Here is a 26180-nt window from a genome sequence, read left to right as displayed (position 1 = left end):
GCCGGGCCGCAGGAAAGCCTGCAGCCCGTACCCCCGGGAGCGCCAAGATGATCGACTATCCCCCGCTCGCACTCTTCATCGGCGGCCGATGGCGCGCCGCAGAAGGGCGGGACATCGTGCCGGTGCGCAATCCCGCGACCGGAGAGGTGATCGGGGAACTGCCCTGCGCCGGGCCGGGCGATCTGGACGAGGCGCTTACATCCGCCGCGTGCGGACATGAGCAATGGCGGCAGATGCCGGCCATCGATCGTGGCCGCATCCTGCAGCAGGCGGCGGCGCTGATCATCGAGCGCCGGGAGCGGATCGCAGGCCTGATCACGCTGGAGCTCGGCAAGCCGATCGCCGAGGCCCGTGCCGAGGTCGAGACGGCCGCCGGGCTGTTCGCCTGGAATGCGGAGGAGGGCCGCCGCGCCTATGGGCGGGTGATTCCCGCCCGTCAGCGCGGCGTTCAGCAGATTGCGATCCGCGAGCCGCTCGGGCCGATCGCGGCCTTCGCACCCTGGAATGCGCCGGCGATCACGCCCGCGCGCAAGATCTCCAGCGCGCTGGCTGCTGGCTGCTCGGTGATCATCAAGCCGGCCGAGGAAACGCCGGCCACCGCGCTCGCGATCGCCGCGGCGCTGGAGGATGCCGGGCTTCCGGCCGGTGTGCTCAATGTCGTGTTCGGCAATCCGGGGCTGGTCTCGCAGGCGCTGCTGCAATCACCCGTCATCCGAGGCCTGACCTTCACGGGCTCGACCGAGGTCGGCAAGCAGCTCGGCGCGCTGGCCGTCCAGACGCTGAAACGAATGACGCTCGAGCTCGGCGGCCACGCGCCGGTCCTGATCTTCGATGACGCCGATCCGGAAGCCGCGGCCGTCTCGGCGGTGACTGCCAAGTTCCGCAACGCCGGCCAGGTCTGTACGTCGCCGACCCGCTTCTTCGTTCATGAATCGATCCATGATCGATTCGCGGCCAAGCTGGCCGAGCTCGCGGAGGCGATCGTCGTCGGCGACGGCTTTGATGCCGCGACCGGGATGGGGCCGCTGGCACATGAACGGCGCGTGGAGAGCATGGAGCGCTTCGTCGCGGATGCGCGGACGCGCCAGATCCGCGTCGCCGCAGGCGGCAGGAGCTGCGGCAACCGGGGCTATTTCTACCGGCCCACGGTGCTGTCCCATGTCGATCAGGAATGCCTGGCGTCCAACGTCGAGCCGTTCGGTCCGCTGGCCGCGACGGCGCCGTTCCGGACCATGGACGAGGCCGTTCATCTCGCCAATCGCCTGCCGTTCGGGCTGGCGTCCTACGTGATGACCAACGACATGCGCAACGCCGCCGCGATGTCCGAGGCGATCCAGAGCGGCAATGTGATCGTCAACCACTGGCAGGCGTCCTTGCCGGAAACCCCGTTCGGCGGACACAAGGACAGCGGCATCGGCTGCGAGGGCGGGATCGAGGGCTTGCAGGAATTCCAGACGCTGAAATACGTCAGCCAGCTAGAGCGTGATGTTTTTGACTGGAATCGGGGTTCCCAGAGCGGGCGATTTCTGATTCAAGCTCCATGCTGGAGTGCGGAGGCCAGCATGGATGACGCGCCCCTATTCGGAAGACATCCGTGAACGCGCCTTGGCTCGCGCTGACGCGGGCGAGACGGTTCGTTCGATCGCAGAGGCGCTACAGATCAGCCCCTCGTGCGTGACGAAGTGGAAGAACCTAAGGCGTGATACCGGAGGCCTGGCGCCCGGCCAGATCGGCGGCCACAAGAAGCGGGTTCTGTCGGATGCCAACGCCGACTGGCTGCGCAAACGCATTCGCTCGGGGCCATTCACCTTGCGCAAGCTGACGCAGGAGCTGGCTGCACGGGGGATCAAGACAGACGTGCGGGCGGTGTGGACTTTTGTTCACGCCGAGGGGCTCAGCTTCAAAAAAAACGCTTCTACCAGCCGAGCAGGATCGCCCAGACGTCGCCCGTAAGCGGACCCGATGGAAAGCGCATCAAGGCAGGATTGACGTCACGCGGTTGGTTTTCATCGACGAGACGTGGATCAAGACCAATATGGCGCCGCTACGCGGCTGGGGGCCTTGTGGGCAGCGCCTCCAAGCATCTGCACCTTTCGGCCATTGGAAGACCATGACCTTCATCGCGGCGCTGCGTCATGATCGGATCAGTGCGCCTTGGGTGATTGATGGTCCCATCAATGGTGAACTCTTCACGCTGTACGTCGAGAAGGTGTTGGCACCCACCCTCGCACCGGGCGAGATCGTCGTTCTCGACAATCTTGGCAGCCACAAGGGCAAAGCGGCTCGCCAAGCTATCCGCGCCAGAGGAGCCCACCTTATCTTCTTGCCGCCCTACAGCCCTGACCTCAACCCGATCGAGCAGGTCTTCGCCAAACTCAAACACCTCATGCGATCCGCAGAACCTCGTGACGTGGAGGCAACCTGGCGGAAGGTTGGTGAACTCCTCGATCTCTTCTCCCAGGAGGAGTGCACCAACTACTTCAAAAACTCAGGCTATGTTTCCGTGTAAATACATCATGCTCTAGCGCGCTGACGGGACAGGCGCTCCAGCCGGCCTGATCGGGCAGCCTGCCGGAATTCCTCAGCCCTTTTCGCGCTTGCCATCCTCCATCGGCACCACGGTGGCCTTGCCGCTCATCGCCGACAGCGCCTCGAGCGCTTCCTCGCAGAAGTCGGCCACCATCTGCTCGTGCCGGGCCCCCAGGCGGAGCAGGAGCAGGTTTCCCAAGTCGAGCTTGCCCTCTGCCGTGCCGTCCGGAAAACGCTTCTTCAGGATGCGCTCGTAATTGGCGTGGCGGTCGCGGTGGTGCTCGAGCCGGGCCATCAAGTCGGCGCGCAGCGGCTCGATGTCGATGCTGTCGAGCGCGTGGAGGCGGACCAGGAGGTCGTCCTTGGTCGAGGCCGGTGTACTTGGCCGCGCGGCCCAGTGCCGCAGCGCTGTTCGGCCCTCCGGAGTGAGCGTATAAACCAGCTTGTTGGGCTTGCCCGATTGCACGACCTCGCGGCCCTGGATGTAGCCGCGGTCGCGCAGCTTGGAGAGTTCGCGGTAGATCTGCTGGTGGTCGGCCTTCCAGAAGAAGCCGATCGAGGAATCGAACGTCTTGGCGAGCTCGTAGCCCGTCATCGGACGTTCCGTCAGGCATGCGAGGATTGCGTCGCCCAGTGCCATGACCGGTCTCCTGTTCTCGACCTTGTGGCTTGACTTTATGCGCATCGGCGCATATGCGTCAATGTGCATATGAGGCGGCTGAAGGGCCGGGCGAAAGACTCGTCCCGAAAACCCAGCGGAATCAACCTTCTCGCTACTGTGCATGGGGTTGTTTTCGCGTTTTTTGCCAAGGCTCCTGGAAAGCCCTTTAGGGAGGCACCCGAGAATGACCGGCCTCGATTCCTGGTACGCCTACATGAAGTCCCATGACCGCACCGCGCTCTGGGATCTTCTGCACCCCGATGCCGTGTTCGAAAGCCCCGTCGTTCACACGCCGCAGCGCGGCCGCGACATCACCTTCAAATATCTCTCCAGTGCCGAACAGGTGCTCGGCGGTCCGACCTTCACCTATGTGGGTGAGTGGAGGACGAGCGCGGCGCCGTGCTCGAATTCAAGACCATGATCGACGGCATCGAGATCAACGGCGTCGACATCATCAGCTTCGACGGCGAGGGACGCATCACGCACTTCAAGGTGATGGTGCGTCCGCTCAAGGCGATCAACATGCTGCACCGTCTGATGGCGGAGCAGCTGGCTGCCCAATCATGATACTGCCCTGAGTTGCCGAACCCGCTAAGCTCGCGGGCAAACGCGCCGCAGGAACCGCACGAACATCATTTCAAGGCCCATGCCGGGAGAACCCCATGCCGATCTATAAAGCCCCCGTCGAAGACGTGAACTTCCTGCTCAACGACGTCTTCCAGATCGACCGCTACGACAATCTGCCGGGCTTCTCCGATGCGTCGAGCGATGTGCGCGAAGCCATCCTCGGCGAAGCCGCCAAGCTCGCCGAGGAGGTGCTGCAGCCGCTCAATCGAATCGGCGATCTCGAAGGCTGCAAGCGCGCCGACGACGGCAGCGTCACCACGCCGAAAGGCTTCAAGGAAGCGTTCAAGCAGGTCGTCGAGGGCGGCTGGCTCGGCCTGTCGGCGCCGACCGAATATGGCGGCCAGGGCCTGCCGGTGACGCTGAGCCAGGCGGTCAACGAATTCCAGATTTCCGCCAACATGGCGTTCTCGATGTATGGCGGCCTGACCATGGGCGCGACCGCGGCGCTGCTGGTGCACGGCACGCCCGAGCAGAAGAAGACCTACGTCCCGAAGATGGTGGCCGGCGAATGGACCGGCACCATGAACCTCACCGAGCCGCATTGCGGCACCGACCTCGGCATGCTCCGCACCAAGGCGGTGCGCCAGCCCGACGGCAGCTTCAGGATCACCGGCACCAAGATCTTCATCTCGGCCGGCGAGCACGATCTCGCCGACAACATCATCCACCTCGTGCTCGCCCGCATCGAGGGTGCACCCGCCGGCATCAAGGGCGTGTCGCTGTTCGTGGTGCCGAAATTCCTGGTGAACGCCGATGGCTCGGTGGGCGCCCGCAACGGCGTCGTCTGCGGCTCGATCGAGCACAAGATGGGCATCCACGGCAACTCCACCTGCGTGATGAACTACGACAACGCCACCGGCTGGCTGATCGGCGAAGAGAACAAGGGCATGCAGGGCATGTTCGTGATGATGAACGAGGCCCGCCTCGGCGTCGCCGTGCAGGGCCTCGCGCAGTCCGAGGTCGCCTATCAGAACGCCGTCGCCTATGCCCGCGAGCGCATCCAGGGCCGTTCCCTCACGGGCGCCAAGGCGCCGGACAAGCCGGCCGATCCGATCATCGTGCATCCCGATGTGCGCCGCACGCTGCTGTCGATCCGCGCCTTCAACGAGGCCGCGCGTGCCTTCGTGATCTGGACCGCGCTGAAGAGCGACGTCGCCCACCGCTCCGAGGATCCCAAGGACCGCCAGGCCGCCGACGACCATATGGGCCTGATGACGCCGGTGCTGAAGGGCTTCCTCACCGACTACGGCTTCGCCAACGCGGTGCAGGCGCAGCAGATGTATGGCGGCCACGGCTACATCGCCGAGCAGGGCATGGAGCAGTTCGTGCGCGATGCGCGTATCGCGATGATCTATGAGGGCGCCAACGGCATCCAGGCGCTCGACCTCGTCGGACGCAAGCTCCCGCGCGACGGCGGCCGCGCCATCATGGCCTTCTTCGGCGAGGTCATGGCCTTCGCCAAGGAGAATGGCGGCGACGAGGCACTCAAGCCCTTCATCACGCCGCTCTCGACCTCGCTCGGCCACCTCCAGCAGGCCACCACCTGGCTGATGCAGAATGCGATGGCGAAGCCGGACAATGCGGGTGCTGCCGCAACCGACTACCTGCACCTCTTCGGCTTCGTCGCGCTCGGCTATATGTGGGCGAAGATGGCCAAGGTGACGCAGGCGAAGATTGCCGAGAGCGGGGCGACGCCCTATCTCTCGACCAAGCTCGTCACCGGCCGCTTCTTCATGGAGCGGATGCTGCCGGAGACTGCGGCCAATCTCGCGCGCATCCAGGCCGGCTGCGCCACCATCATGGAATTGCCGGCGGAAGCCTTCTGAGGCCTGCTCCCGCCGCCGTTTCCCAATAGCTTTCAAACATCACATCAGGAGGGCGTCATGCCTGAGGCATTCATCTACGACCACGTTCGCACCCCGCGCGGCCGCGGCAAGGCGGACGGCGCGCTGCACGAGGTCACGGCGCTTGCGCTCGCCACCGTGCCGCTGAAGGCACTGAAGGACCGCAACAACCTTCCGGAAGATTCGGTCGACGACGTCGTGCTCGGCGTGGTCGATCCCGTCGGTGAAGCCGGATCCGACATCGCGCGCTTCGCCGCGCTCAAGGCCGGTCTCGGCGATGCCGTGCCCGGCGTGCAGATCAGCCGCTTCTGCGCCTCCGGCCTCGATGCCGTGAACTTCGCCGCCGCGCAGATCATGAGCGGTCAGCATGAGCTGGTGATCGGCGGCGGCGCCGAATCCATGAGCCGCATCGGCATCGGCGCCTCCGGCGGCGCATGGCCGATGGATCCCTCGATCGCGGTGCCGGCCTATTTCATGCCGCAGGGCGTCTCGGCCGATTTGATCGCGACCAAATACGGCTTCTCGCGTGATGACGTCGACGCCTACGCCGTGCAGAGCCAGCAGCGCGCGGCCAAGGCCTGGGACGAGGGTCGCTTCGACAAGTCGGTGGTGCCGGTGAAGGACATCAACGGCCTCACCATCCTCGCCAAGGACGAGCATATGCGTCCCTCGACCACGATGCAGTCGCTGGCGCAGCTGCAGCCGTCGTTCACCATGATGGCGCAGATGGGCGGCTTTGACGGTGTCGCGGTGCAGTCGCATCCCGAGATCGAGCGCGTCAACTACGTGCACCACGCCGGAAACTCCTCGGGCATCGTCGACGGCGCCGGCGCCGTGCTGCTCGGCAGCAAGGAAGCGGGCGCGAAGTACGGCATGAAGCCGCGTGCGAAAATCCGCGCGTTTGCCAATATCGGCTCCGAGCCGGCGATGATGCTGACCGGTCCGGTCGACGTCACCGAAAAGCTGTTCGCGCGCTCGGGCATGAAGAAGTCTGACATCGACCTGTTCGAGCTCAACGAGGCCTTCGCCTCCGTCGTGCTGCGCTACATCCAGGCCTTCGACATCGACAACGCCAAGATCAACGTCAATGGCGGCGCGATCGCGCTCGGCCATCCGCTCGGCGCGACCGGTGCGATGATCCTCGGCACCGTGCTCGACGAGCTCGAGCGCACCAACAAGTCCACCGCCCTGGTCACGCTGTGCATCGGCGGCGGCATGGGCACCGCGACCATCATCGAGCGGGTGTGACGAGCTGCCGTAGGGTGGGCAAAGCGAAGCGTGCCCACCGCTGCTGTCTTCGCGAATGATGGTGGGCACGGCGCAAGGGCGCCTTTGCCCACCCTACGAGATCACCGTCAACCGCCGCGCCTGAGGTCGGCTGCGGCACCGAGGAGCAACAACATGTCGTACAAGAATTTCAAGGTTGAGACCGACGCAGACGGCATCGCGCTCGTCACCTGGGATATCCCGGGCCGTTCGATGAACGTGCTCGACGAAACCTCGACCAACGAGCTCGAGGCGATCGTCAAGGCGACCACGGCAGACGCTGCTGTGAAGGGCGTCGTCATCACCTCCGCGAAAGAGGCGTTCTGTGCGGGCGCCGACCTCTCCATGCTCGAAGGCATGAACCAAGCCTATGCGAAGGTCTTCAAGGAGCAGGGCGAGACCGCGGCGAACCAGATGCTGTTCGACCAGAGCCGCCGCTTCTCGCTGGTGCTGCGCTCGATCGAGACGTCGGGCAAGCCGTGGGCGGCCGCGATCAACGGCCTCGCGCTCGGCGGCGGCTTCGAGATCACGCTGTGCTGCCACTATCGCGTCGCGGCGGAGAATCCCAAGACCCGCCTCGGCCTGCCCGAGGTCAAGGTCGGCCTGTTCCCCGGGGCCGGCGGCACGCAGCGCGTGCCGCGCCTGGTGCCGCCGCAGGACGCGATGACGCTCCTGCTCAAGGGCGATCCCGTCACGGTCGAGAAGGCCAAGGCGCTGAACCTGATCCATGCCGTCGTTCCCGCCGCTGACCTCATCAAGGCCGCCAAGGACTGGATCAAGGGCGGCGGCAAGGCCGTCGCGCCCTGGGACGAGAAAGGCTTCAAGCTTCCAGGTGGTCCGGTGTTCTCCAAGGCCGGCATGATGATGTTCCCGGCCGGCAACGCGATCTACCGCCGCGAGACCTACGACAATTATCCCGCCGCGCGCGCCATCATGAGCTGCGTCTATGAGGGCCTGCAGCTGCCGATCGACGCCGCGCTGCGGGTGGAGTCGCGCTACTTCGCCTCGGTGCTGCGCTCGAAGGAAGCGGCGGCGATGATCCGCAGCCTGTTCCTGTCGATGCAGGAGCTCAACAAGGGCGCCCGCCGTCCCAAGGACGTGCCGCCGACCAAGGTGAAGAAGATCGCGGTGATCGGCGCGGGCTTCATGGGCGCCAGCGTCGGCTATGTCTCGGCCCGCGCCGGTCTCGATGTCGTCCTGATCGACCGCGACCAGGAGAGCGCCGACAAGGGCAAGGCGCATGCGCAGAAGGTGATCGAGGATCAGATCAAGAAGGGCCGCGCCAAGCCTGGTGACGCAGAGGCGCTGCTCGCGCGCATCACGCCGACCGCGGACTATGCCGCGCTGAAGGATGTCGACCTCGTCATCGAGGCCGTGTTCGAGGACCGCAAGGTGAAGGCGGACACCTTCGCCAAGGCGCAGCAATATCTGAAGCCGGACGTGATCTTCGCGTCGAACACCTCGACGCTGCCGATCACCTCGCTGGCCGAGGGCTTCAAGGACCAGGGCAAGTTCATCGGCATCCACTTCTTCTCACCGGTCGAGAAGATGATGCTGGTCGAGATCATCCTCGGCAAGAACACCGGCGATGTCGCGCTTGCGACCGCGCTCGACTACGTCCGGCAGATCGGCAAGACGCCGATCGTCGTGAACGACTCTCGCGGCTTCTTCGCCAACCGCTGCGTCGGCCGCTACGTCGCCGAAGGCAACGAGATGTTCTTGGAAGGCGTGCCGCCGGCGATGATCGAGAACTGCGCCAAGATGGCCGGCATGCCGGTCGGCCCGCTCTCGTTGTCGGACGAAGTCGCGCTCGACCTCGGCCTCAAGATCATGAAGGCGACGGAGGCCGATCTCGGCCCCAACGCCATCAATCCCGATCAGAAGAAGCTGATGGTGGAGATGGTCGAGAAGCAGGGCCGCCTCGGCCGCAAGAACAGCAAGGGCTTCTACGATTACCCCGAGAAGGGCAAAGGCCAGAAGAGCCTGTGGTCGGGCTTGTCAGCGCTGCAGCCGAAGCAGCTCGACCCTGATACGATCGACATTGAGGAGCTGAAGCAGCGCTTCCTAGTGGTGCAGGCGGTGGAAGCGGCGCGCACGGTGGAGGACCACGTCATCACCGATCCGCGCGAGGCGGATGTCGGCTCGATCCTCGGTTTCGGCTTTGCGCCGTTCACCGGCGGCACGCTGTCCTACATCGACTTCATGGGCACGAAGAAGTTCGTCGAGCTCTGCCGCAAGCTCGAGGCGAAATACGGCTCGCGCTTCACCCCGCCGAAGCTGCTCGAGGAGATGGCTGCGAAGGGCGAGACCTTCTACGGCCGCTTCGCGCCGAAGAAGGCGGCGGCCTGAGAGAGACCTGTAGCCCGGATGGAGCGTGAGCGAAATCCGGACACGCAAAGGCCGGATCATTGATCCGGCCTTTTTATTTTCCGTCGCCGAACGGCGAGAATGCGCGCCCCGATACGGTCTCGCCGGCGAGACTGGCCGTCCAGCTGCCTTCGTCGCCGCGGCCGATGCGCACTTCGAAACGCCAGTCATTCTGGTTGATGAAAGCGATGTCTGCGCCGCGCTTCGTCTTGGCGTAGCTGCACCGATATTCGGTCGGCCGGTCCGGAAAGACGATCTTTCCTTCCTTGCTCTCGAACACGGCCGAGGTGGTCTGTGGATGGATTATGAAGATGCAATCGCGCTGCGGTGCGACCGGCGTCGACAAGCCGAGAATCGCGAGCGGCGCACCGGCGGTCATGAGGACGATCATATTCATGAGGCAACTGTCTCCTGGAGATGTCGACGTCGTCGCCGATCGCATGGTTCACGATGAAGAAGGGCTGGATCATCCACGCCAAATTCCTGCCGCAGCCACGCTCCGCCCTGGCACCGCTCTTGCTGATGTTTCCCCGGATGGCCCATTGGCATTGAAGGTGTCCCGCAATGATCCCCACTGTGTCTCAAGACAGCGCAGCCGGCGTTGCGGTAAGATACGCCCCCCTGCTGCTTCTGGGTCGGTCGTGGCGACGCCGCGGGCTCCTCCGGCGGCGCAGGAAAATTCCCTCGTGGTTCGGCCTGGTCCTACTCGTTCTCCTTCTTGATATCGCGATGGCCGTGCTCGCCTGGCTCGCCGTCGATGTCGTCCTGCATTGAGAGCTCGCCTCTGTACACGTAGAACGTCGCCGCCAAATAGGCGAGCTGGCCGGCAATCAGGCAGCCGACGACGATTGGAACGCCCGTCCAAAATCCAAAGCCTGAGCTCTGAAGGACCGTTGCTGCAACGATCGCGGTCGCCGGCGAGACCAGCAGCAGAGTCCAGACTCGGAAGATGAGCCCCGTCGCCAGGCCAGTGATTGCGCTCGCAAGCAGGAGAAGGAGTACAGCCGTCACAATTGCTTTCCGGTCCAGTGGTCCGCGTCGTGTTCCCGCGCTGAAGCTGAGCCAAGTGGCGTGCTCTCACAAGGATGGCGAGGGCCGCTGAGTGCACAACCAAGAGTTATTGTTAACCCAGACAATGCTCGTAAAATTGAAGTCAGTACATCGCGAATCTTCGGATTCAGCGAATGGCGCAAGCAGAGAACCGGATCATCGATCCCAGTCTTCGTCGCCTCGCCTGTCCTGCACTGCGAACAGCGGACCAATGCTCCTGCGCGGCTCGGAGGTGAGGAATTTCAGCTTGTGGTGCTCGGAACTGTCGCGGGCCGGCGCCAGCGCCTCGGCCGAGGCCTGACGGCGATCTTCTGGACAATCACCGGGCCTTCGGTCACGATCTCGCCGCTGTCGAGGCCCGGCGCAGGACCTGGCCCCAGGGGGTCAGCTTCAGACAGTCCTCGCCCATTTTTGAGCTTCTTGGCGCCGATTCGACCTCGACCATCTCATAGGGCAGGCCGGCTGACAGGAGGGCCATGGGGGGACGGCGAGCAGGCACCGGTCGAATCCTGCGGTTTCGCGGAATTCCGCCTGATGCTTGGTTCGGCCGAAAGAGCAACTACATGCATCTGCTTGAAATAGTCAAGATTGATGCAGGTGCATCAAATGGAGTAAGAGACGGGCGACGAACTTGAGCGGGACCATGAAACGCAAACCATCGACCGAGGCAACGGCTGCCTGGATCCGCCTGATGCGGGTGCAGAGCCGCGTGCTCGATTGCGTCGAGCAGGACTTGAAGAAGGCCGGCTTCCCACCGCTGGCCTGGTATGATGCGCTGCTCGAATTGTCGCGGGCGCCCTCGGGCGAGCTGCGGCCGGTCGAGCTCGAGCGGCAGATGCTGATCCCGCAATATTCCACCTCGCGGCTGATCGACCGCCTGGTCGACGAGGGCCTTGCCTCGCGGCGCGAATGCAAGGTCGACAAGCGCGGCCAGTTCGTCGAGATCACGGAAGCCGGCCGCGAGTTGCAGAAGCGGATGTGGGGCGCCTATTCGGCTGCGATCGAGAAGTATGTCGGCTCGAAACTGTCCGATGCCGACGCCGTCAAGCTCAGCAATCTGCTCGATCGCCTGGGCTGCTCGTGCGGCGAGGTGAAACTGCCGCCCGCGGGCGTCAACGAAAGCATGCCGTCGCGATGATCGCGCGGCAAACCGCTCGTCCGCGCAACCGGTGGGTTCGCGGGCCATCCCTGTCACCGCGCGCGTTCGGTCGAAGCGCCTTTTGATTAGAGTTTGATATGGCGCGAGACCAGATCGATATGACGCCGCTGCAGTCACGCGACGAACTCGTCGCGTGGTTCGAGGCCGGCTGCAAGGACCCGTCCGAATTCCGCATGGGCACCGAGCACGAGAAGACGCCGTTCACGCTCGAAGGCCACCGTCCGGTGCCGTACGAAGGTGCGCGTGGCATCGGCGCGCTGCTCGAAGGCATGAAGCTCCTGCTCGGCTGGGAGCCGATCATGGAGAAGGGCAACATCATCGGCCTCTACGACGTCACCGGTGGCGGCGCGATCTCGCTCGAGCCCGGCGGACAGTTCGAGCTGTCCGGTGCGCCGGTCGAGAACGTGCACCAGACCCAGGGCGAGTTGATGGCGCATCTGGCACAGGTGCGCGAGATCGCAACGCCGCTCGGTATCGGCTTCCTCGGGCTCGGCATGACGCCGTCCTGGTCGCGCGCCGAAATCCCGATGATGCCCAAGGGCCGCTACAAGATCATGACCAATTACATGCCGAAGGTCGGTCAGTACGGCCTCGACATGATGTACCGGACCTGTACCGTGCAGACCAATCTCGACTTCTCCTCCGAAGCCGACATGGTCAAGAAGCTGCGCGTCTCGCTCGCGCTCCAGCCGGTGGCGACGGCGCTGTTCGCCAATTCGCCGTTCACCGAGGGCAAGCCGAATGGCTTTCTCTCTTTCCGGTCCGAGATCTGGCGCGACACCGACAACGCGCGCGCGGGCATGATGCCGTGGGCCTTCGAGGACGGCATGGGATTCGAGCGCTATGTCGACTACGCACTCGACGTGCCCATGTATTTCGTCAAGCGCGGCGAGGAATACATCGACGTGTCGGGCTCCTCGTTCCGCGCGTTCTTCGAGGGCCGCAACAACAATCTTCCCGGCGAGCGTCCGACGCTGTCGGACTGGGCCAACCATCTTTCGACGATCTTCCCGGAAGTGCGGCTCAAGCGCTATCTCGAGATGCGCGGCTCCGACGGCGGTCCGTGGGGCCGCTTGCCGGCGCTGCCGGCGTTCTGGGTGGGGCTGCTCTACGACGACGTTTCGCTCGACGCCGCCTGGGACATGGTGAAGCACTGGACCGCGCATGAGCGTCAGGCCTTGCGCGATGACGTGCCGCGCTTCGGCTTCAAGGCGCGGATCAAGGACCGCTATCTGTTCGAGATCGCCAAGGAGTGCCTTGTTCTGGCACATGCCGGCCTGCGCCGGCGCGGCCGGATCGACCAGCTTGGCCGCGACGAGACCCGACACCTCGAGCCGCTCGATCGCATCATCGATTCCGGCCGGACGCCGGCCGAGGAGATGCTGGAGAAGTTCAACGGTCCCTGGAAGGGCTCCGTGGAACCGGTCTACGCGGAGTATGCGTTCTAGACCTTAAGCCAACGATCGGGATTTGAGCCGTTCATCGCCCATACAGGTTTGCGGCGATCAAATGGCCGGCCGAAAAAACCTGAGCGTCGTCAATAACTCGAAAGCTGTTCCGATGAGGAAGGGCCGCCTGTCTGGGGCCGTCATGGCCAGCGTCGCGGCATGTGTGATGCTGCTTTCGCTTGCATTTGCGAGCGTGCCGGCGCCTGCCCAGACGGCGTTCGATCGCCCCGGCGGCGACTACTTCAGCACGCCGGTCACGTCGGGCGATCCCGAAGATTGCGCGTTGCTCTGCGAGCGTGATCGCCGCTGCCGCTCCTGGAGCTTCAGCTATCCCGACGTCGAAGGCGGCTCGGCGGTCTGCTGGCTGAAGAACACCGTGCCGCTGCGCGTGCCGGGAAGTTGCTGCATCTCCGGGGTGCGCGGCGCCGGCGTGATCGAGCCGCGCGTCGAGGGCGTCGAGACGTCGATCGACCGCCCGGGTGGTGATTTGCGCAATTTCGAGCTCAAGGACGGCGAAAGCGTAGAGGCCTGCAAGGCCGCCTGCACCGCCGACAACAAATGCCGTGCCTTCACCTATGCCCGCCCCGGCTACACTGGGCGCGAGGCGCGCTGTTTCCTGAAGAAGGAGATCAAGCCGCCGCGCCGCAAGGCCGGATTCACGTCGGGCGTGGTGCGGTGATGCTCGTAGTCGTGCCCCGGGCGTAGCGCAGCACGGGGTGATGCGCCGCTGAACCGGGGCCGTTGCGGTCCTGCAATCGCCGGCTCTGCGCCGCTTCGCGACGCATCTTGTCCGGGACAGGAGAGTCTTGCTCACTCTGCCGCAATCACCGTGAGCTCGGGCCACAGTGCCTTCCATCGCGCGGCTTTCGCCTCGTAATTGGCGGCGGAGAAGTTCGGCGCCCGGTTGGGCCTTACGATCAGTCTTGCGACGTCATCGAACCCGTGGGGCGCATAGACGTCGAAATTCCCACCGGCGGGTCGGATACCCAGTTGCGTATTCTCGGTGAGGAAACGGTCGATGCCGTCCGTCGAGCGCGTCAGCGGCGGATAGGGCAGGCCATGCTTGCCGGGGTACCACAGATGCACCCGCGCCTGGTTGCGGATCTCGATCTTGGCGCCGAGATGCGCGAGCCGCGCATGCAGTCTGCGGATCACTGCGTCTTCCGCCTCCCACGACGTATCGGGATCGAAGTAGAACACGTCGTAGTCGGCGATGCCGTGACTGATCGCACGGCCGGTGAGCACGTTCCACACCGTCTGCACCAGGCAACCCGCGACCAGCCAGGCATCCGGCAGCGCAAGCTGCGCGAGGGCGTCGGCAATCGCGACGTTGACGGGATTTCTCAGGGCAAGCCTGAGAAATTCGTCACGGTTCATCCGTGAAGGGGAGAGACTTCCGCTCAATGCACGGCGGTGAAGAACCGGGCAAGCCTGAATCCGGACAGCCAGGTCCACACCGGCTGACCGCGCATGCCGAGATCCCAGGAGCCGAGCACGGCATCGGCACGGCCGATCAGGTTGTCGATCGGCAATAGGCCGACGCCGCCGGCACCCAGCGGCACGCGGCTGTCGGCGGAATTGTCGCGGTTGTCGCCGAGCACGAAGAGATGCCCGGCCGGCACCGTCACTTCGGGCGTGTTGTCGAGCGGGCCGTTCTCGCGCATCTTGAAGATCAGATGCGAGACGCCGTTCGGCAGCGTCTCGACATAGCGATAGGCAGGTTCGCTGCCGCCACGGTCGTCCTCGGCGGCGCCGACGCCGTCGGGCTTCAGCTCGGCGGGGCGGTCGTTGATGAAGAGCTGGCCCTGCCGCATCTGGATGCGATCGCCGGGGAGCCCCACGACGCGTTTCACCCAGGCCTGCGAGCGATCGCCGGGCCAGCGGAATACGACGACGTCGCCGAGCTTTGGCGTCTCCGCGAACACCCGGCCGCTCTCGGGCAGGCTGATCTGGATCGGCAGCGACGAGGTGCCGTAGCCATAGGGGAATTTCGAGGCGAGCAGCGCATCGCCGATCAGCAGCGTCGGCTCCATCGAGCCCGACGGCACGTAGAACGGCTCGGCGAGCGCGCCCTTGGCGATGAAGACCGCGGCGACGATGCCGGCGAGCTGCACGAGTTGGCCACCCCAGCCGCTGCTTTTCCGCTTGGGGGTGACAGTCACTTTGTCTTCCACGCTCATGCGCCCGTTCCACCCACCGTGATGCGTTCCATCAGCAGCGATGGTTGGCCGACGCCGACCGGCACGCCCTGACCGTTTTTGCCGCAGGTCCCGATGCCGGTATCGAGCTCAAGGTCGTTGCCGATCATGCGGATGCGATGCAGATCGGTCGGCCCGTTGCCGATCAGCATGGCGCCCTTCAGCGGTGCGCCGATCTTGCCGTTTTCGATCTTGTAGGCCTCCGTGCACTGGAACACGTATTTGCCCGAGGTGATGTCGACCTGGCCGCCACCGAAATTCGCGGCGAACACGCCGTTCTTGACCGAGGCGAGGATCTCGGCGGGATCGCGGTCGCCCGCGAGCATGTAGGTGTTGGTCATGCGCGGCATCGGCACATGGGCGTAGCCCTGGCGACGGCCGTTGCCGGTCGGCTTCATGTTCATCAGTCGCGCGTTCTGGCGGTCCTGCATGTAACCGACGAGGATACCATCCTCGATCAGCACGGTGCGGTTGGTCGGCGTGCCCTCGTCGTCAGTCGACAGCGAGCCGCGCCGCGAGGCGATGGTGCCGTCGTCGACGACCGTGACGCCCTTGGCCGCGACCTGCTTACCCATCAGGCCGGCAAAGGCGGAGGTCTTCTTGCGGTTGAAGTCGCCCTCCAGGCCATGGCCGACTGCTTCATGCAGCATCACGCCGGGCCAGCCGGCGCCCAGCACGACGTCCATCTCGCCGGCCGGCGCTGGAATCGATTCCAGATTGACCAGCGCCTCGCGCAGCGCGCCGTCGGCGGCCTCGCGCCAGGATCTGCTCTCGATGAATTCGGCATAGCCGGCACGGCCGCCATAGCCCTTGCTGCCGCTCTCCTGGCGGTCACCCTGGCCGGCGACGACGGAAACGTTCACGCGCACCAGCGGACGGATGTCGCGATAGCTCTCGCCATCGGGCCGCAGGATCTCGATGACCTGCCAGGTCGCGCCCAGGCTGACGCTGACCTGCCGCACCCGCGGATCCTTGTCGCGCAGATAAGCGTCGATCTCGGCGAGCAGCTTGACCTTGGTCTCGAAGCCGGGCGCATCGAGTGGATTGTCATCGCCATAGAGCCGCACATTGGTGTGCGGGGGCGGCGCGGCGAAGCTGCCGGAGTAGCCGCCGCGCACGGCGGCGACCGCGTCGGCGGCGCGAATCAGCGCCGGCAACGACACGTCGGAGGAATGGGCGTAGCCAACCGCGTCGTCCTTGACGGCGCGTAGGCCAAAGCCTTGCGAGGTGTCGTAGGTCGCCTGCTTCAGCCGCCCATTGTCGAACATCAGCGCTTCGGTCTGGCTGTATTCCAGGAACAATTCGCCGTCGTCGGCGCCCGAAAGCCCGCGCGCGACCTCGCTGCGAACCTGGTCGCGGTCGAGATTGGCACGGTCGAGCAGGGAGGTTGTTGCAGGGTTGGTCATGCGTCCGTCCATTATCGGTGGCTGTGGGGCAAGATAATGGTTTCGGACCGGTTCCGCGAGGGCGCCAAGCCTCACATTACGGAAACAATAGGATCGCTCACCGGTGCCCGATGGGCCGCTACGGCAGCTTGTCGTAGCCCTCGCCGAGCCCGTTCAGGCTGAGCGGGAAGCCGATGCCTTCTTCGGGGGTCTCGAAGATGATGAAGGTCGCGGTCTTGGCGCTGCGCAGCTGGCCGAGCAGCTTGTCGTCCATCACCACTTCCGCCACGCAGCCGTTGGGCAGGCATCTGACGAAACCGGCGCGGCCGACGTCCTGGTTGTCGAGCTTGAGGCCGAGGCCGGAGGGCAGCAGCACACCCAGCGGCGCCACCACGCGCATCAGGCGGCTCTTCTGGTCGGCGGTTTTCAGTACGATCACGGTCAGGCCGGCATTGGAGCGGTCTTCCGCCACCACGCTCTGGATCAGCGCGCATTGCTCGGTCTGGGCGCCAGGCGGGGTATCGCAGCGGATCTGCCAGTCGCCATGGACGGAGCGCACCGCGCCCTGCGCATGGGCGAGGCCGGGGAGCGCCAGGAGGACGATCGCGGTCAGGAGGGCGGTCAGCGCCGGGAGGCCGCTAGCCGGCTTTGCCATCGATCTCGAAAGCCCCATCGGGTCGGTCCCTCTGCTCGCCTGGGTCGCTCGCGCTTGGCAGGCCAATCTGGCGGACTGATACGGGAATGACGGCGTCTTGAAGGCGATTCCCAAGCAAATTCCGCGCCGCCTCGCGCCGCCGCCACGAATCAGGCTCCTGCGCAGCCATCCGCCAGTGCCTACCGCGGGCAATTCCGCTGTCAAGCCGCGGCATCCCGGGAAACGGTATTTTTGTTTGATGTTGCTAGGAAATATCTTGCCGGTGATGGCTGACAGACCGAGCTCAGAGCTATGCGGGAAACTGGGTGATGACGGAATGAGATAGGCGGCGTATCGAGGCGGGTGTCGAGCCTGCCAGAACCTCAAGGAGAGCGATACGCCATGAACGAGCATAGCAACATTGTCCCACTGCGTCAGCCCGATGAGATCGACGATCCACTGACGAATATTTTGCGATCTGGAGCTCGGCAGCTGCTTGCGCAGGCTGTCGAGATGGAAGCCGAGGCGTTTCTCGCCGCGATGAAGGGCTTGAAGCTTCCCGATGGCCGCGACCGCCTCGTGCGACACGGCCATGGTCCAGTGCGGACGATCCAGACGGGGATCGGCGCCGTCGAAGTCGCCCGGGTAAAGATTCGCGATCGCGCGGTGACCAGCGATGGCGAGCGGATCCGCTTCACCTCGGCGATCCTGCCGTTGTGGGCACGGCGCACGAAGAGCTTGGATGCACTTTTGCCGGTTCTGTACCTGCGAGGCATCTCGACGGGCGACTTCCAGGAGGCGCTGGCGGCGCTCTTGGGCAAGGATGCGCCGAATCTTTCTCCGGCGGTGGTTTCCAGACTGACGACGGAGTGGCAGCTCGAGTACGAGCGTTGGCAGAAGCGCGATCTGTCGGCGCGCCGGTACGTATACGTGTGGGCGGACGGCGTCTTCCTGCAGGCTCGCATGGAAGACCACAGCGAATGCATGCTGGTGCTGATCGGCGCGACGCCGGAAGGCAAGAAGGAACTCATCGGCTTCCAGGTCGGCGTGCGCGAGAGCACGCAGAGCTGGCACGAACTGCTCGTCGAGGCGAAAACCCGAGGGCTGAAGATCGCCCCGGAAATCGCCGTCGGTGACGGCGCGCTCGGCTTCTGGAAGGCGCTCGACGAGGTCTTTCCCGCCACGCGACATCAGCGGTGCTGGGTGCACAAAACCGCGAATATCTTGAACAAAGTCGCAGTGTCGGTACAGGCCAGCATGAAGAAGGATCTGCGCGAGGTCTATTTGGCGTCCAACCGAGCTTCGGCCGAAGTGGCGATCGATGTCTTTGCCGAGAAATACGGAGCGAAGTACGACAAGGCGGTCGAGTGCCTGACGAAAGATCGCGACGCAATGCTTGCGTTCTACGAATTCCCCGCCGAGCATTGGGACCACTTGCGGACGACGAATCCCATCGAAAGCGTGTTCGCGACGGTCCGGCACAGAACGGTGCGCACGAAAGGTTCGTTATCGTCAACGACTGCCAAGTTGATGGTGTTCAAGCTGCTCTGCGCCGCATCAAAGACCTGGCGGCGGCTGAAAGGCACAAATCAGTTGCCGAAGGTCAGCGCAGGTGTCAGATTCGAAAACGGCATCGAGGTCATCCAAGTGCCGGAAAACCACGCCGCCTGATCGCCTCGTCACCCAAAATCCCGCATAGCTCCCGAGCTCAAGACTGCATTGCGATAGATCAAGAATTATGGTTTGAGAGGCTTGATTTCGCGTTCTAGCGATCTGGCCCCAATTCCTCTTAGAGGTATTCTTGCGTGGCGGTTTGTCGGACTGGCGGATCGAATAAGCGTTTCCCGGAAATAGGGGAATGCACTTGGGGTGATTTCGTAAGGGGAGCGCGAACGGCATGAGGATGTCGATGGGTCGGGTGGGCCGGCAATTGCTGGGATTGGCCACCATCGCCTTGGTGGCGGCTGGCGTCCCGCTGGGGACGGGTGGTGCGGCATTGGCCGAGCTCGGACAGCCGGCGCCGTGGGAGTGGACGCTTCAGCAGTCCGGTTCCCCGGTGATGGACAATATCGTCTGGTTCCACAATTTCCTGTTCGTGCTGATCACCCTGATCACGCTGTTCGTTCTGGCGCTGCTCGTGATCGTGGTCGTCAAGTTCAACGCGAAGGCCAATCCGGTGCCGTCGCGGACCACTCACAACACGCTGATCGAGGTGGCCTGGACGCTGGTTCCGGTGCTGATCCTGGTCGGCATCTCGGTGCCCTCGTTCCGGCTTCTGTTCCTGCAGCTCGACATTCCGAAGGCGGACCTGACCGTCAAGGCGACCGGCAAGCAGTGGTACTGGTCCTATGCCTATCCCGATAACGGCAAGTTCGAGTTCGACTCGCTGATGGCGCAGGACAAGCAGCCCCGCCTGCTCGGCGTCGACAACGAGATGGTGGTGCCGGTCAACAAGGTGATTCGGGTCCAGACCACGGGCGCGGACGTCATCCACGCCTTCGCGCTGCCGGCGTTCGGCGTCAAGATCGACGCCATTCCGGGCCGACTGAACGAGACCTGGTTCAAGGCCACCAAGACCGGCATGTATTACGGCCAGTGCTCGGAATTGTGCGGCAAGGATCACGCCTTCATGCCGATTGCGATCCGCGTGGTCGACGACCAGGAGTTCGCCTCCTGGGTCGAGACGGCGAAGAAGAAGTTTGCGAGCGGCGGCACCAGCACCTACGCCTCCGCGGCCGGCCCGACGCAGTGAGCGTCGGGTGACGGCTTGAGGGACTGAAAGCGATAAAAGGGCGGGACCTCCAAAGGTCCGAATGGGACGCAAGGCAGGATTTGAATATGGCAACGAGCGCAGCGGCACACGGCGATCACGCGCAAAACCACGGACATGACGAGCACGCCCATCCGACCGGGTGGCGGCGCTACGTCTACTCGACCAACCACAAGGACATCGGCACGATGTACCTCGTCTTCGCGGTCATCGCCGGCGTCATCGGCGCCGCGATGTCGATCGCGATCCGTGCCGAGCTGATGTACCCGGGCGTGCAGATCTTCCACGAGGCACATACCTACAATGTGTTCGTGACCTCGCACGGCCTGATCATGATCTTCTTCATGGTCATGCCCGCGATGATCGGCGGCTTCGGCAATTGGTTCGTGCCGCTGATGATCGGCGCGCCCGACATGGCGTTCCCGCGCATGAACAACATCTCGTTCTGGCTGCTGCCGGCGTCGTTCGCGCTGCTCCTGATGTCGACCTTCGTGGAGGGCGAGCCGGGCGCCAACGGCGTCGGTGCCGGCTGGACCATGTACGTGCCGCTGTCGAGCTCCGGCCATCCGGGCCCCGCCGTCGACTTCGCGATCCTGTCGCTGCATCTGGCCGGCGCTTCGTCGATCCTCGGTGCCATCAATTTCATCACCACGATCTTCAACATGCGCGCGCCGGGCATGACCCTGCACAAGATGCCGCTGTTCGTGTGGTCGATCCTGGTGACTGTGTTCCTGCTGCTGCTGTCGCTGCCGGTGCTCGCCGGTGCGATCACCATGCTGCTCACCGACCGCAACTTCGGCACGACGTTCTTCGCGCCCGACGGCGGCGGCGACCCCGTGCTGTTCCAGCATCTGTTCTGGTTCTTCGGTCACCCCGAGGTGTACATCCTGATCCTGCCCGGCTTCGGCATGATCAGCCAGATCGTCTCGACCTTCTCGCGCAAGCCCGTGTTCGGCTATCTCGGCATGGCCTACGCCATGGTCGCGATCGGCGGCATCGGCTTCGTGGTCTGGGCGCACCACATGTACACGGTCGGCATGTCCTCGGCGACGCAGGCCTACTTCGTCGCAGCCACGATGGTCATCGCGGTTCCGACCGGCGTGAAGATCTTCTCCTGGATCGCCACGATGTGGGGCGGCTCGATCGAATTCCGGGCGCCGATGATCTGGGCGGTCGGCTTCATCTTCCTGTTCACGATCGGCGGCGTCACCGGCGTCGTGCTGGCGAACGCCGGTGTCGATCGCGTGCTTCAGGAGACCTACTACGTCGTTGCGCACTTCCATTACGTGCTGTCGCTCGGCGCGGTGTTCGCGATCTTCGCGGGCTGGTACTACTGGTTCCCGAAGATGTCGGGCTACATGTACAATGAGGGGCTCGCGAAAGCGCACTTCTGGGTCACCTTCATCGGCGTCAACCTGGTGTTCTTCCCGCAGCACTTCCTCGGCCTGTCGGGCATGCCGCGCCGCTATATCGACTATCCCGACGCGTTCGCGGGCTGGAACCTGATCTCGTCGCTCGGCTCCTACATCTCCGGCTTCGGCGTCCTGATCTTCCTCTACTGCGTGATCGACGCCTTCATGAAGAAGGTGCCGGCGGGCGACAATCCCTGGGGTGCCGGCGCGACCACGCTGGAGTGGACGCTGTCCTCGCCCCCGCCCTTCCACCAGTTCGAAGTGCTGCCGCGCGTGCAGTAAGCAATCCCCCGCGGCGCCCGAGACGGGCGCCGCGGCGCTAGAAACGAAGCGAGTAGATCTAAGTGTCCGTCCTCGACCAAAACGCCATCGACATCAATCCCCGCATCTCCGAAGCGGAGGTTGGCGATTATCTGGCACTGCTCAAGCCGCGGGTGATGTCGCTGGTGATCTTCACCGCGCTGGTCGGGATGGCGATGGCGCCGGGGCACTTCCACCCCGTGCTGGCGATCACCTCGCTGCTCTGCATCGCGGTTGGTGCCGGCGCCTCCGGAGCGCTCAACATGGCGCTCGAAGGCGACATCGACGCCAAGATGTCGCGCACGGCGAACCGGCCGATCCCGCGCGGCCGCATTACCCGTCCCGAAGCCATGGCGTTCGGCATGACGCTCGCCTTCTTCTCGGTGATGACGCTCGGCATCCTCGTCAACTGGATCGCCGGCGCGCTGCTTGCCTTCACCATCTTCTTCTACGTCGTGATCTATACGATGGGCCTGAAGCGCTGGACCGCGCAGAACATCGTGATCGGCGGCGCCGCCGGCGCGCTGCCGCCGGTGGTGGCCTGGGCTGCGGTAACGGGCACGGTCGACGTCGAGCCGCTGCTGCTGTTCGCCATCATCTTCTTCTGGACCCCGCCGCATTTCTGGGCGCTGGCGCTGTTCCGCTCCGACGACTACGCGCGGGCCGGCATTCCGATGCTGCCCAACGTCGCCGGCCCCGACGCGACCCGCCTCCAGATCCTGCTCTACACCATCGTGCTGATCGCGGTCGCCGCGGCGCCCTGGGCGCTCGGCTATTTCGATGCCGTCTACGGCATCGTCTCGCTGATCCTGGGCGCCGGCATGCTGGTGCTCGCGATCAACGTCTATATGCGCCGCGAACGCAGCCAGTCGCTGCGCGCGACCCGCAAGCTGTTTGCCTTCTCGATCCTGTATCTGTTCGCGCTGTTCGCGACCCTGCTGGCCGAGGTCGTGTACCGGGCGCTTGCTCCGATGGTTGGGGGCGCATGAGGCAGGAATGGCTGACAAACCCGAGCCAGATGGAATCGTCCTCACCGAGGCGCAGAAGAAGAGCCGTCGTCAGCGTTCGATCGCAATCGCGCTCGCGCTCGGCGTGCTCGTGGTGCTGTTCTTCGCCGTCACCATGGTCAAGGGACCGGCAGTGCTAGTGCGGCCGATGTAGGTAGCATGGATCACGAACCGACCATATCGCGGGATCAAAACCGGACGGCCACGAAGGGCCGTCTCCGTGGCCTGGGTTTCAGTGGCCTCGGCCGCGACGCGCTGGTCGCCTCGATCTGCGGCGGCGTGGTCGCGCTGATGGTTGGCGCGTCCTACGCAGCGGTGCCGTTCTACAACTGGTTCTGCCGTGCCACGGGCTTCAACGGCACGACGCAGGTCGCGACCTCTGCGCCGGCCACCGGCCCGATCGCGCGGAGGATATCGGTGCGCTTCGATTCCAACGTCGCGCCCGGCCTGCCCTGGAAGTTCGAGCCGGAGCAGAACGAGATCGAGGTCAATATCGGCCAGGTCGTGACCGTCTTCTACACCGTGACCAACCAGGCCGCGCGCACCACCGCGGGCCAGGCCGCCTACAACGTCGCGCCGCTGACGGTCGGCTCCTATTTCCAGAAGATCAACTGCTTCTGCTTCACTGAGCAGACCATGGCGCCCGGCGAGAAGCGCGAGATGCCGGTCGTGTTCTACGTCGATCCCTCGATCGTCGACGACCACGAGAATGACGGGCTGAGCACGATCACGCTGTCCTACACGTTCTATCCGGTGCGCGACCCCGTGGTGAAGCCGCTCGCCGCCAGCGAGGACGACAAACGCAAGGGAAATCTTTGACCGCCGGGCTCACGGTCAGGCGGTTGGAAACAAGGGGATAAGTGCCTGACAGGCACGGGATTGAGGAGAGAGACGGAATGGCTACGGCGCACACCAAGCATCACGACTATCACCTGGTCGATCCCTCTCCCTGGCCGGCCGTCGGCTCGCTCTCGGCCTTCATCATGGCGGTCGGCGCGATCGCCTGGATGCACCACATGTTCTCCGCTGCGCCGATCGTGTTCGGTGTCGGCACCGTGGGCGTGCTCTACACCATGGCGAGCTGGTGGGGCGACGTAATCAAGGAAGCCCAGTACAAGGGCGACCACACCCGCGTCGTGCAGCTGCACCACCGTTACGGCATGATCCTGTTCATCGCCTCCGAGGTGATGTTCTTCGTCGCCTGGTTCTGGGCCTATTTCAATGCCGCGCTGTTTCCGGCCGACGCCGTCCATGCCACGCGCGATGCAGTGTTCGGCTGCGGCCTCGGCACGCAGCCCGGCGCCTGCCCGGTCCCCGGCACCTGGCCGCCGAAGGGCATCGAGACTTTCGATCCCTGGCATCTGCCGCTCCTGAACACGCTGATCCTGCTCACCTCCGGCACCACCGTGACCTGGGCGCACCACGCGCTGCTCGAGAACGACCGCCAGGGCCTGAAGTACGGCCTGATCCTCACCGTCGTGCTCGGCGCGCTCTTCACCTGCGTGCAGGCCTATGAGTACAGCCACGCGGCGTTCTCCTTCGCCGGCAATGTCTACGGCGCAACCTTCTTCATGGCGACCGGCTTCCACGGCTTCCACGTGCTGGTCGGCACCATCTTCCTGCTGGTCTGCCTGTTCCGCGCCTATGCCGGCCATTTCACGCCGAAGCAGCATCTCGGCTTCGAGTTTGCCGCCTGGTACTGGCATTTCGTCGACGTGGTCTGGCTGTTCCTGTTCCTCTGCATCTATGTCTGGGGGCGGGGCGCGGCATCCATGGCCGGCGCGCACTGAGCCGTATCGAACCGATCAGAAAGGGCGGCCGCAGGGCCGCCCTTTCGCTTGCCGGCCGCCGAAAGTTCGGCGGAAACTGTGATAGGGTCCGTCATCATGAACGACACCGCCGGCACACCCCAGCCCGAAACCACCGTCCTGCAAAGCGCGATGCGCGGGCTTGCCTGCAAATGCCCCCGCTGCGGCCAGGGCAAGCTTTATGCGGGCTTCCTGACGCTAGCGCCCGCGTGCGACCGTTGCGGCCTCGACTATGCCTTCATCGATACCGGCGACGGTCCGGCGATCTTCATCATCATGCTTGCCGGCGCCATCGTGGTCGGCTGCGCGCTCGTCGTCGAGGTCAAGTACCAGCCGCCGTTTTGGCTTCATGCGGCGCTCTGGCTGCCGCTGATCCTCGCCACCACGCTGTTGCCGCTGCGTGCGATGAAATCGCTGCTGATCGCGCTGCAGTTCCACCACAAGGCGGCGCCGGGCAAGTTGGTCGACCGCGCGAAATGAGCGAGCCTGCGCGCAAGGCCCGCGTGGGCGGCTTCGCGCTGTTCACGCTGTTGCTGACGGCTGCGTTCGTCGCGCTCGGTGTCTGGCAGTTGCAGCGCCGGACCGCCAAGCATGAGCTGATCGCGGCACTCACCGAGCGGCTTGCGGCGGCGCCCGTCGCGCTGCCGCCGCCGGCGCTGTGGGCCTCGCTGAATCCTGCTCGCGATGAATTCCGCCGCGTCAGGTTCACCGCCACCTACGCGGCCCTGCCCGATGCGATGGTCTATTCCTCCGGCTCGGCGGTGCGCAAGGACGCCTCCGGCCCCGGGACCTGGGCGTTTCTGCCGGCGCGGCTACCCACGGGCGAGACGGTCGTGATCGATGCGGGCTTCGTCGAGAACACGATGCAGGATCGCGGTGTCGAGGATCGCGCGGTGAAGAAGCTCGTCACGGGCCAGCCGGTGGCGCTCACCGGCTATCTGCGCTTTCCCGAGGCGCCAGGCTGGCTGACGCCGGCGGAGGATCGCGACAAGCGGCTCTGGTTCGTGCGCGATCACCTGGGAATCGCAAGTGCGCTCGGCTGGGGCGCGGTCGCGCCGTTCTACGTCGATCTCGAGCATCCCGCGCCCGCGAATGGCATTCCGCGCCCGGGACCGCTCGACGTGAATCTGAAGGACGATCACCTGCAATATGCCATGACCTGGTTCACGCTTGCCGGCGCCGTTCTGATCGCCTTCGCCGTGTGGGCAAGAGGCCGGAGGCAGAGCTGAGCTTATTCGGAACCAGCTTGAGGGAACCCGGTATCGCCCGGGGTTTATTATTCAGCGCATATTCACGAGTGTGGTCCTAAGCCGCTGGTTCTTTCCGCGGCAGACAGGATTGCGGCGTGAGTGATTTCGACCAGATGGGAATTATCGTCGATTGGGTGGACGCCTGCCGGAAGGGTGACCTCACGGCGCTGCTCGACCTCTATGCCGACGACGCCCAGCTCGAATGCACGTGCAACGGCATGCAGCGATATCAGGGACGGGGCGAGCTCGAAGCCTATTGGCAGCCGCGGCTCAGCGCCTTCTCGTCGGCAGGTTTCGGGCTGGAGGAAATCCATCCGACGCCTCACGGCGTCGATCTCGAATATTCCGTCGCCGGCGCGCTGCGCATTCAGGCTTCGTTTCGTTTCAACCCGGAAGGCAAGATCCGCAGCACGGTATGCGAGCCCGCGCGCCAGAACGCGCATGACGGCTGCGTATGCTAGAGCA

25 protein-coding genes and 1 pseudogene are annotated in these 26180 nt (G+C 64.6%); 19 read left to right on the top strand and 7 right to left on the bottom strand.

What is annotated here, in order from left to right; translation table 11 throughout:
• Nucleotides 1–47 precede the first annotated feature (47 nt).
• The gene (locus ABIF91_RS13090; RefSeq protein WP_063829376.1) at nt 48–1598 is read left to right on the top strand and encodes an NAD-dependent succinate-semialdehyde dehydrogenase; all 1551 of its coding nucleotides are present in this window, start codon (nt 48–50) and stop codon (nt 1596–1598) included.
• A protein-coding gene (locus tag ABIF91_RS13085; protein WP_100213571.1) for an IS630 family transposase occupies nt 1567–2509 on the top strand; the annotation gives its coding sequence in 2 pieces (ribosomal slippage) (nt 1567–1902 and nt 1904–2509; 942 coding nt in all). Before ABIF91_RS13090 ends, ABIF91_RS13085 begins: the two co-directional genes overlap by 32 nt.
• Before the next feature lie 72 nt (nt 2510–2581).
• Here ABIF91_RS13085 and ABIF91_RS13080 read toward each other — a convergent pair.
• Nucleotides 2582–3169: a PadR family transcriptional regulator gene (locus tag ABIF91_RS13080; protein ID WP_028179841.1), complete on the bottom strand. Its 588-nt coding sequence runs from the start codon at nt 3167–3169 to the stop codon at nt 2582–2584.
• 205 nt (nt 3170–3374) lie between these two features.
• Here ABIF91_RS13080 and ABIF91_RS13075 point away from each other — a divergent pair.
• From ABIF91_RS13075 to ABIF91_RS13060, 4 genes and pseudogenes are all read left to right on the top strand, one after another.
• Nucleotides 3375–3757 (top strand): annotated as a pseudogene (locus ABIF91_RS13075) (nuclear transport factor 2 family protein).
• A gap of 95 nt (nt 3758–3852) precedes the next feature.
• Nucleotides 3853–5643 (top strand): acyl-CoA dehydrogenase C-terminal domain-containing protein, encoded by a 1791-nt coding sequence (locus tag ABIF91_RS13070; protein ID WP_028179839.1) that lies wholly within the window; start codon nt 3853–3855, stop codon nt 5641–5643.
• 57 nt (nt 5644–5700) lie between these two features.
• Nucleotides 5701–6909, top strand: a complete 1209-nt coding sequence (locus tag ABIF91_RS13065; RefSeq protein WP_028179838.1) for an acetyl-CoA C-acetyltransferase — start codon at nt 5701–5703, stop codon at nt 6907–6909.
• Between the two features lie 153 nt (nt 6910–7062).
• Nucleotides 7063–9276, top strand: coding sequence for an FAD-dependent oxidoreductase (locus ABIF91_RS13060; protein WP_028179837.1), 2214 nt, complete (start codon nt 7063–7065; stop codon nt 9274–9276).
• A gap of 73 nt (nt 9277–9349) precedes the next feature.
• Here ABIF91_RS13060 and ABIF91_RS13055 read toward each other — a convergent pair whose 3' ends face one another.
• Together ABIF91_RS13055 and ABIF91_RS13050 are read right to left on the bottom strand one after the other, a co-directional pair.
• Complete coding sequence (locus tag ABIF91_RS13055; RefSeq protein ID WP_424579184.1) at nt 9350–9685, bottom strand: hypothetical protein; 336 nt, start codon at nt 9683–9685, stop codon at nt 9350–9352.
• A gap of 311 nt (nt 9686–9996) precedes the next feature.
• Nucleotides 9997–10305 (bottom strand): hypothetical protein, encoded by a 309-nt coding sequence (locus ABIF91_RS13050; RefSeq protein WP_050994948.1) that lies wholly within the window; start codon nt 10303–10305, stop codon nt 9997–9999.
• Nucleotides 10306–10987: 682 nt separating this feature from the next.
• Here ABIF91_RS13050 and ABIF91_RS13045 point away from each other — a divergent pair.
• The 3 genes from ABIF91_RS13045 to ABIF91_RS13035 all read left to right on the top strand — a co-directional run bounded on the left by ABIF91_RS13045 (nt 10988) and on the right by ABIF91_RS13035 (nt 13630).
• A complete protein-coding gene (locus ABIF91_RS13045) occupies nt 10988–11482 on the top strand; it encodes a MarR family winged helix-turn-helix transcriptional regulator (protein WP_028179834.1) in 495 nt (164 codons plus the stop codon).
• Nucleotides 11483–11580: 98 nt separating this feature from the next.
• Nucleotides 11581–12951: a glutamate--cysteine ligase gene (locus ABIF91_RS13040; protein WP_028179833.1), complete on the top strand. Its 1371-nt coding sequence runs from the start codon at nt 11581–11583 to the stop codon at nt 12949–12951.
• A 112-nt stretch (nt 12952–13063) separates the two neighbouring features.
• Nucleotides 13064–13630 (top strand): PAN domain-containing protein, encoded by a 567-nt coding sequence (locus ABIF91_RS13035; RefSeq protein WP_028179832.1) that lies wholly within the window; start codon nt 13064–13066, stop codon nt 13628–13630.
• A 131-nt stretch (nt 13631–13761) separates the two neighbouring features.
• Here the strand turns inward: ABIF91_RS13035 and ABIF91_RS13030 are convergent, their stop codons facing one another.
• The 4 genes from ABIF91_RS13030 to ABIF91_RS13015 all read right to left on the bottom strand — a co-directional run bounded on the left by ABIF91_RS13030 (nt 13762) and on the right by ABIF91_RS13015 (nt 17207).
• Nucleotides 13762–14328, bottom strand: coding sequence for a nucleotidyltransferase family protein (locus ABIF91_RS13030; RefSeq protein WP_028179831.1), 567 nt, complete (start codon nt 14326–14328; stop codon nt 13762–13764).
• A 23-nt stretch (nt 14329–14351) separates the two neighbouring features.
• Nucleotides 14352–15131 carry a signal peptidase I gene (gene lepB / locus ABIF91_RS13025; RefSeq protein ID WP_028179830.1) on the bottom strand — a complete coding sequence of 260 codons (780 nt, stop codon included), beginning with the start codon at nt 15129–15131 and terminating at the stop codon, nt 14352–14354.
• Nucleotides 15128–16555, bottom strand: coding sequence for a metalloprotease TldD (tldD, locus tag ABIF91_RS13020; RefSeq protein WP_028179829.1), 1428 nt, complete (start codon nt 16553–16555; stop codon nt 15128–15130). The genes lepB and tldD overlap by 4 nt, the downstream gene beginning before the upstream one ends.
• A gap of 118 nt (nt 16556–16673) precedes the next feature.
• Entirely contained in the window at nt 16674–17207 is a 534-nt protein-coding gene (locus tag ABIF91_RS13015) for an invasion associated locus B family protein (protein ID WP_028179828.1), read from the bottom strand.
• Between the two features lie 363 nt (nt 17208–17570).
• Between ABIF91_RS13015 and ABIF91_RS13010 the strand changes: the two genes are divergently transcribed.
• The 10 genes from ABIF91_RS13010 (at nt 17571) to ABIF91_RS12965 (ending at nt 26176) form a co-directional block, all read left to right on the top strand.
• A complete protein-coding gene (locus ABIF91_RS13010) occupies nt 17571–18839 on the top strand; it encodes an IS256 family transposase (RefSeq protein WP_014497957.1) in 1269 nt (422 codons plus the stop codon).
• A gap of 226 nt (nt 18840–19065) precedes the next feature.
• The gene (coxB, locus tag ABIF91_RS13005) at nt 19066–19920 is read left to right on the top strand and encodes a cytochrome c oxidase subunit II (protein ID WP_028179827.1); all 855 of its coding nucleotides are present in this window, start codon (nt 19066–19068) and stop codon (nt 19918–19920) included.
• An 86-nt stretch (nt 19921–20006) separates the two neighbouring features.
• Nucleotides 20007–21632, top strand: a complete 1626-nt coding sequence (gene ctaD / locus ABIF91_RS13000; RefSeq protein ID WP_028179826.1) for a cytochrome c oxidase subunit I — start codon at nt 20007–20009, stop codon at nt 21630–21632.
• 62 nt (nt 21633–21694) lie between these two features.
• The gene (locus tag ABIF91_RS12995) at nt 21695–22639 is read left to right on the top strand and encodes a heme o synthase (protein WP_028179825.1); all 945 of its coding nucleotides are present in this window, start codon (nt 21695–21697) and stop codon (nt 22637–22639) included.
• Nucleotides 22640–22646: 7 nt separating this feature from the next.
• Nucleotides 22647–22811 (top strand): hypothetical protein, encoded by a 165-nt coding sequence (locus tag ABIF91_RS12990; RefSeq protein WP_018644977.1) that lies wholly within the window; start codon nt 22647–22649, stop codon nt 22809–22811.
• Nucleotides 22812–22816: 5 nt separating this feature from the next.
• A complete protein-coding gene (locus ABIF91_RS12985) occupies nt 22817–23476 on the top strand; it encodes a cytochrome c oxidase assembly protein (RefSeq protein ID WP_028179824.1) in 660 nt (219 codons plus the stop codon).
• Nucleotides 23477–23553: 77 nt separating this feature from the next.
• On the top strand, nt 23554–24447 hold the full coding sequence (locus tag ABIF91_RS12980; protein WP_028179823.1) for a cytochrome c oxidase subunit 3: 894 nt from the start codon (nt 23554–23556) through the stop codon (nt 24445–24447).
• A gap of 96 nt (nt 24448–24543) precedes the next feature.
• Nucleotides 24544–24945, top strand: coding sequence for a DUF983 domain-containing protein (locus tag ABIF91_RS12975; RefSeq protein WP_028179822.1), 402 nt, complete (start codon nt 24544–24546; stop codon nt 24943–24945).
• Complete coding sequence (locus tag ABIF91_RS12970; protein ID WP_028179821.1) at nt 24942–25694, top strand: SURF1 family protein; 753 nt, start codon at nt 24942–24944, stop codon at nt 25692–25694. The genes ABIF91_RS12975 and ABIF91_RS12970 overlap by 4 nt, the downstream gene beginning before the upstream one ends.
• A gap of 116 nt (nt 25695–25810) precedes the next feature.
• Nucleotides 25811–26176, top strand: a complete 366-nt coding sequence (locus ABIF91_RS12965; RefSeq protein ID WP_028179820.1) for a YybH family protein — start codon at nt 25811–25813, stop codon at nt 26174–26176.
• Nucleotides 26177–26180: the final 4 nt, after the last annotated feature.

It is taken from the genome of Bradyrhizobium sp. USDA 241, from assembly GCF_049739505.1.
Lineage (GTDB): Bacteria > Pseudomonadota > Alphaproteobacteria > Rhizobiales > Xanthobacteraceae > Bradyrhizobium > Bradyrhizobium liaoningense.
This window is presented reverse-complemented; position numbering and strand designations above follow the sequence as displayed.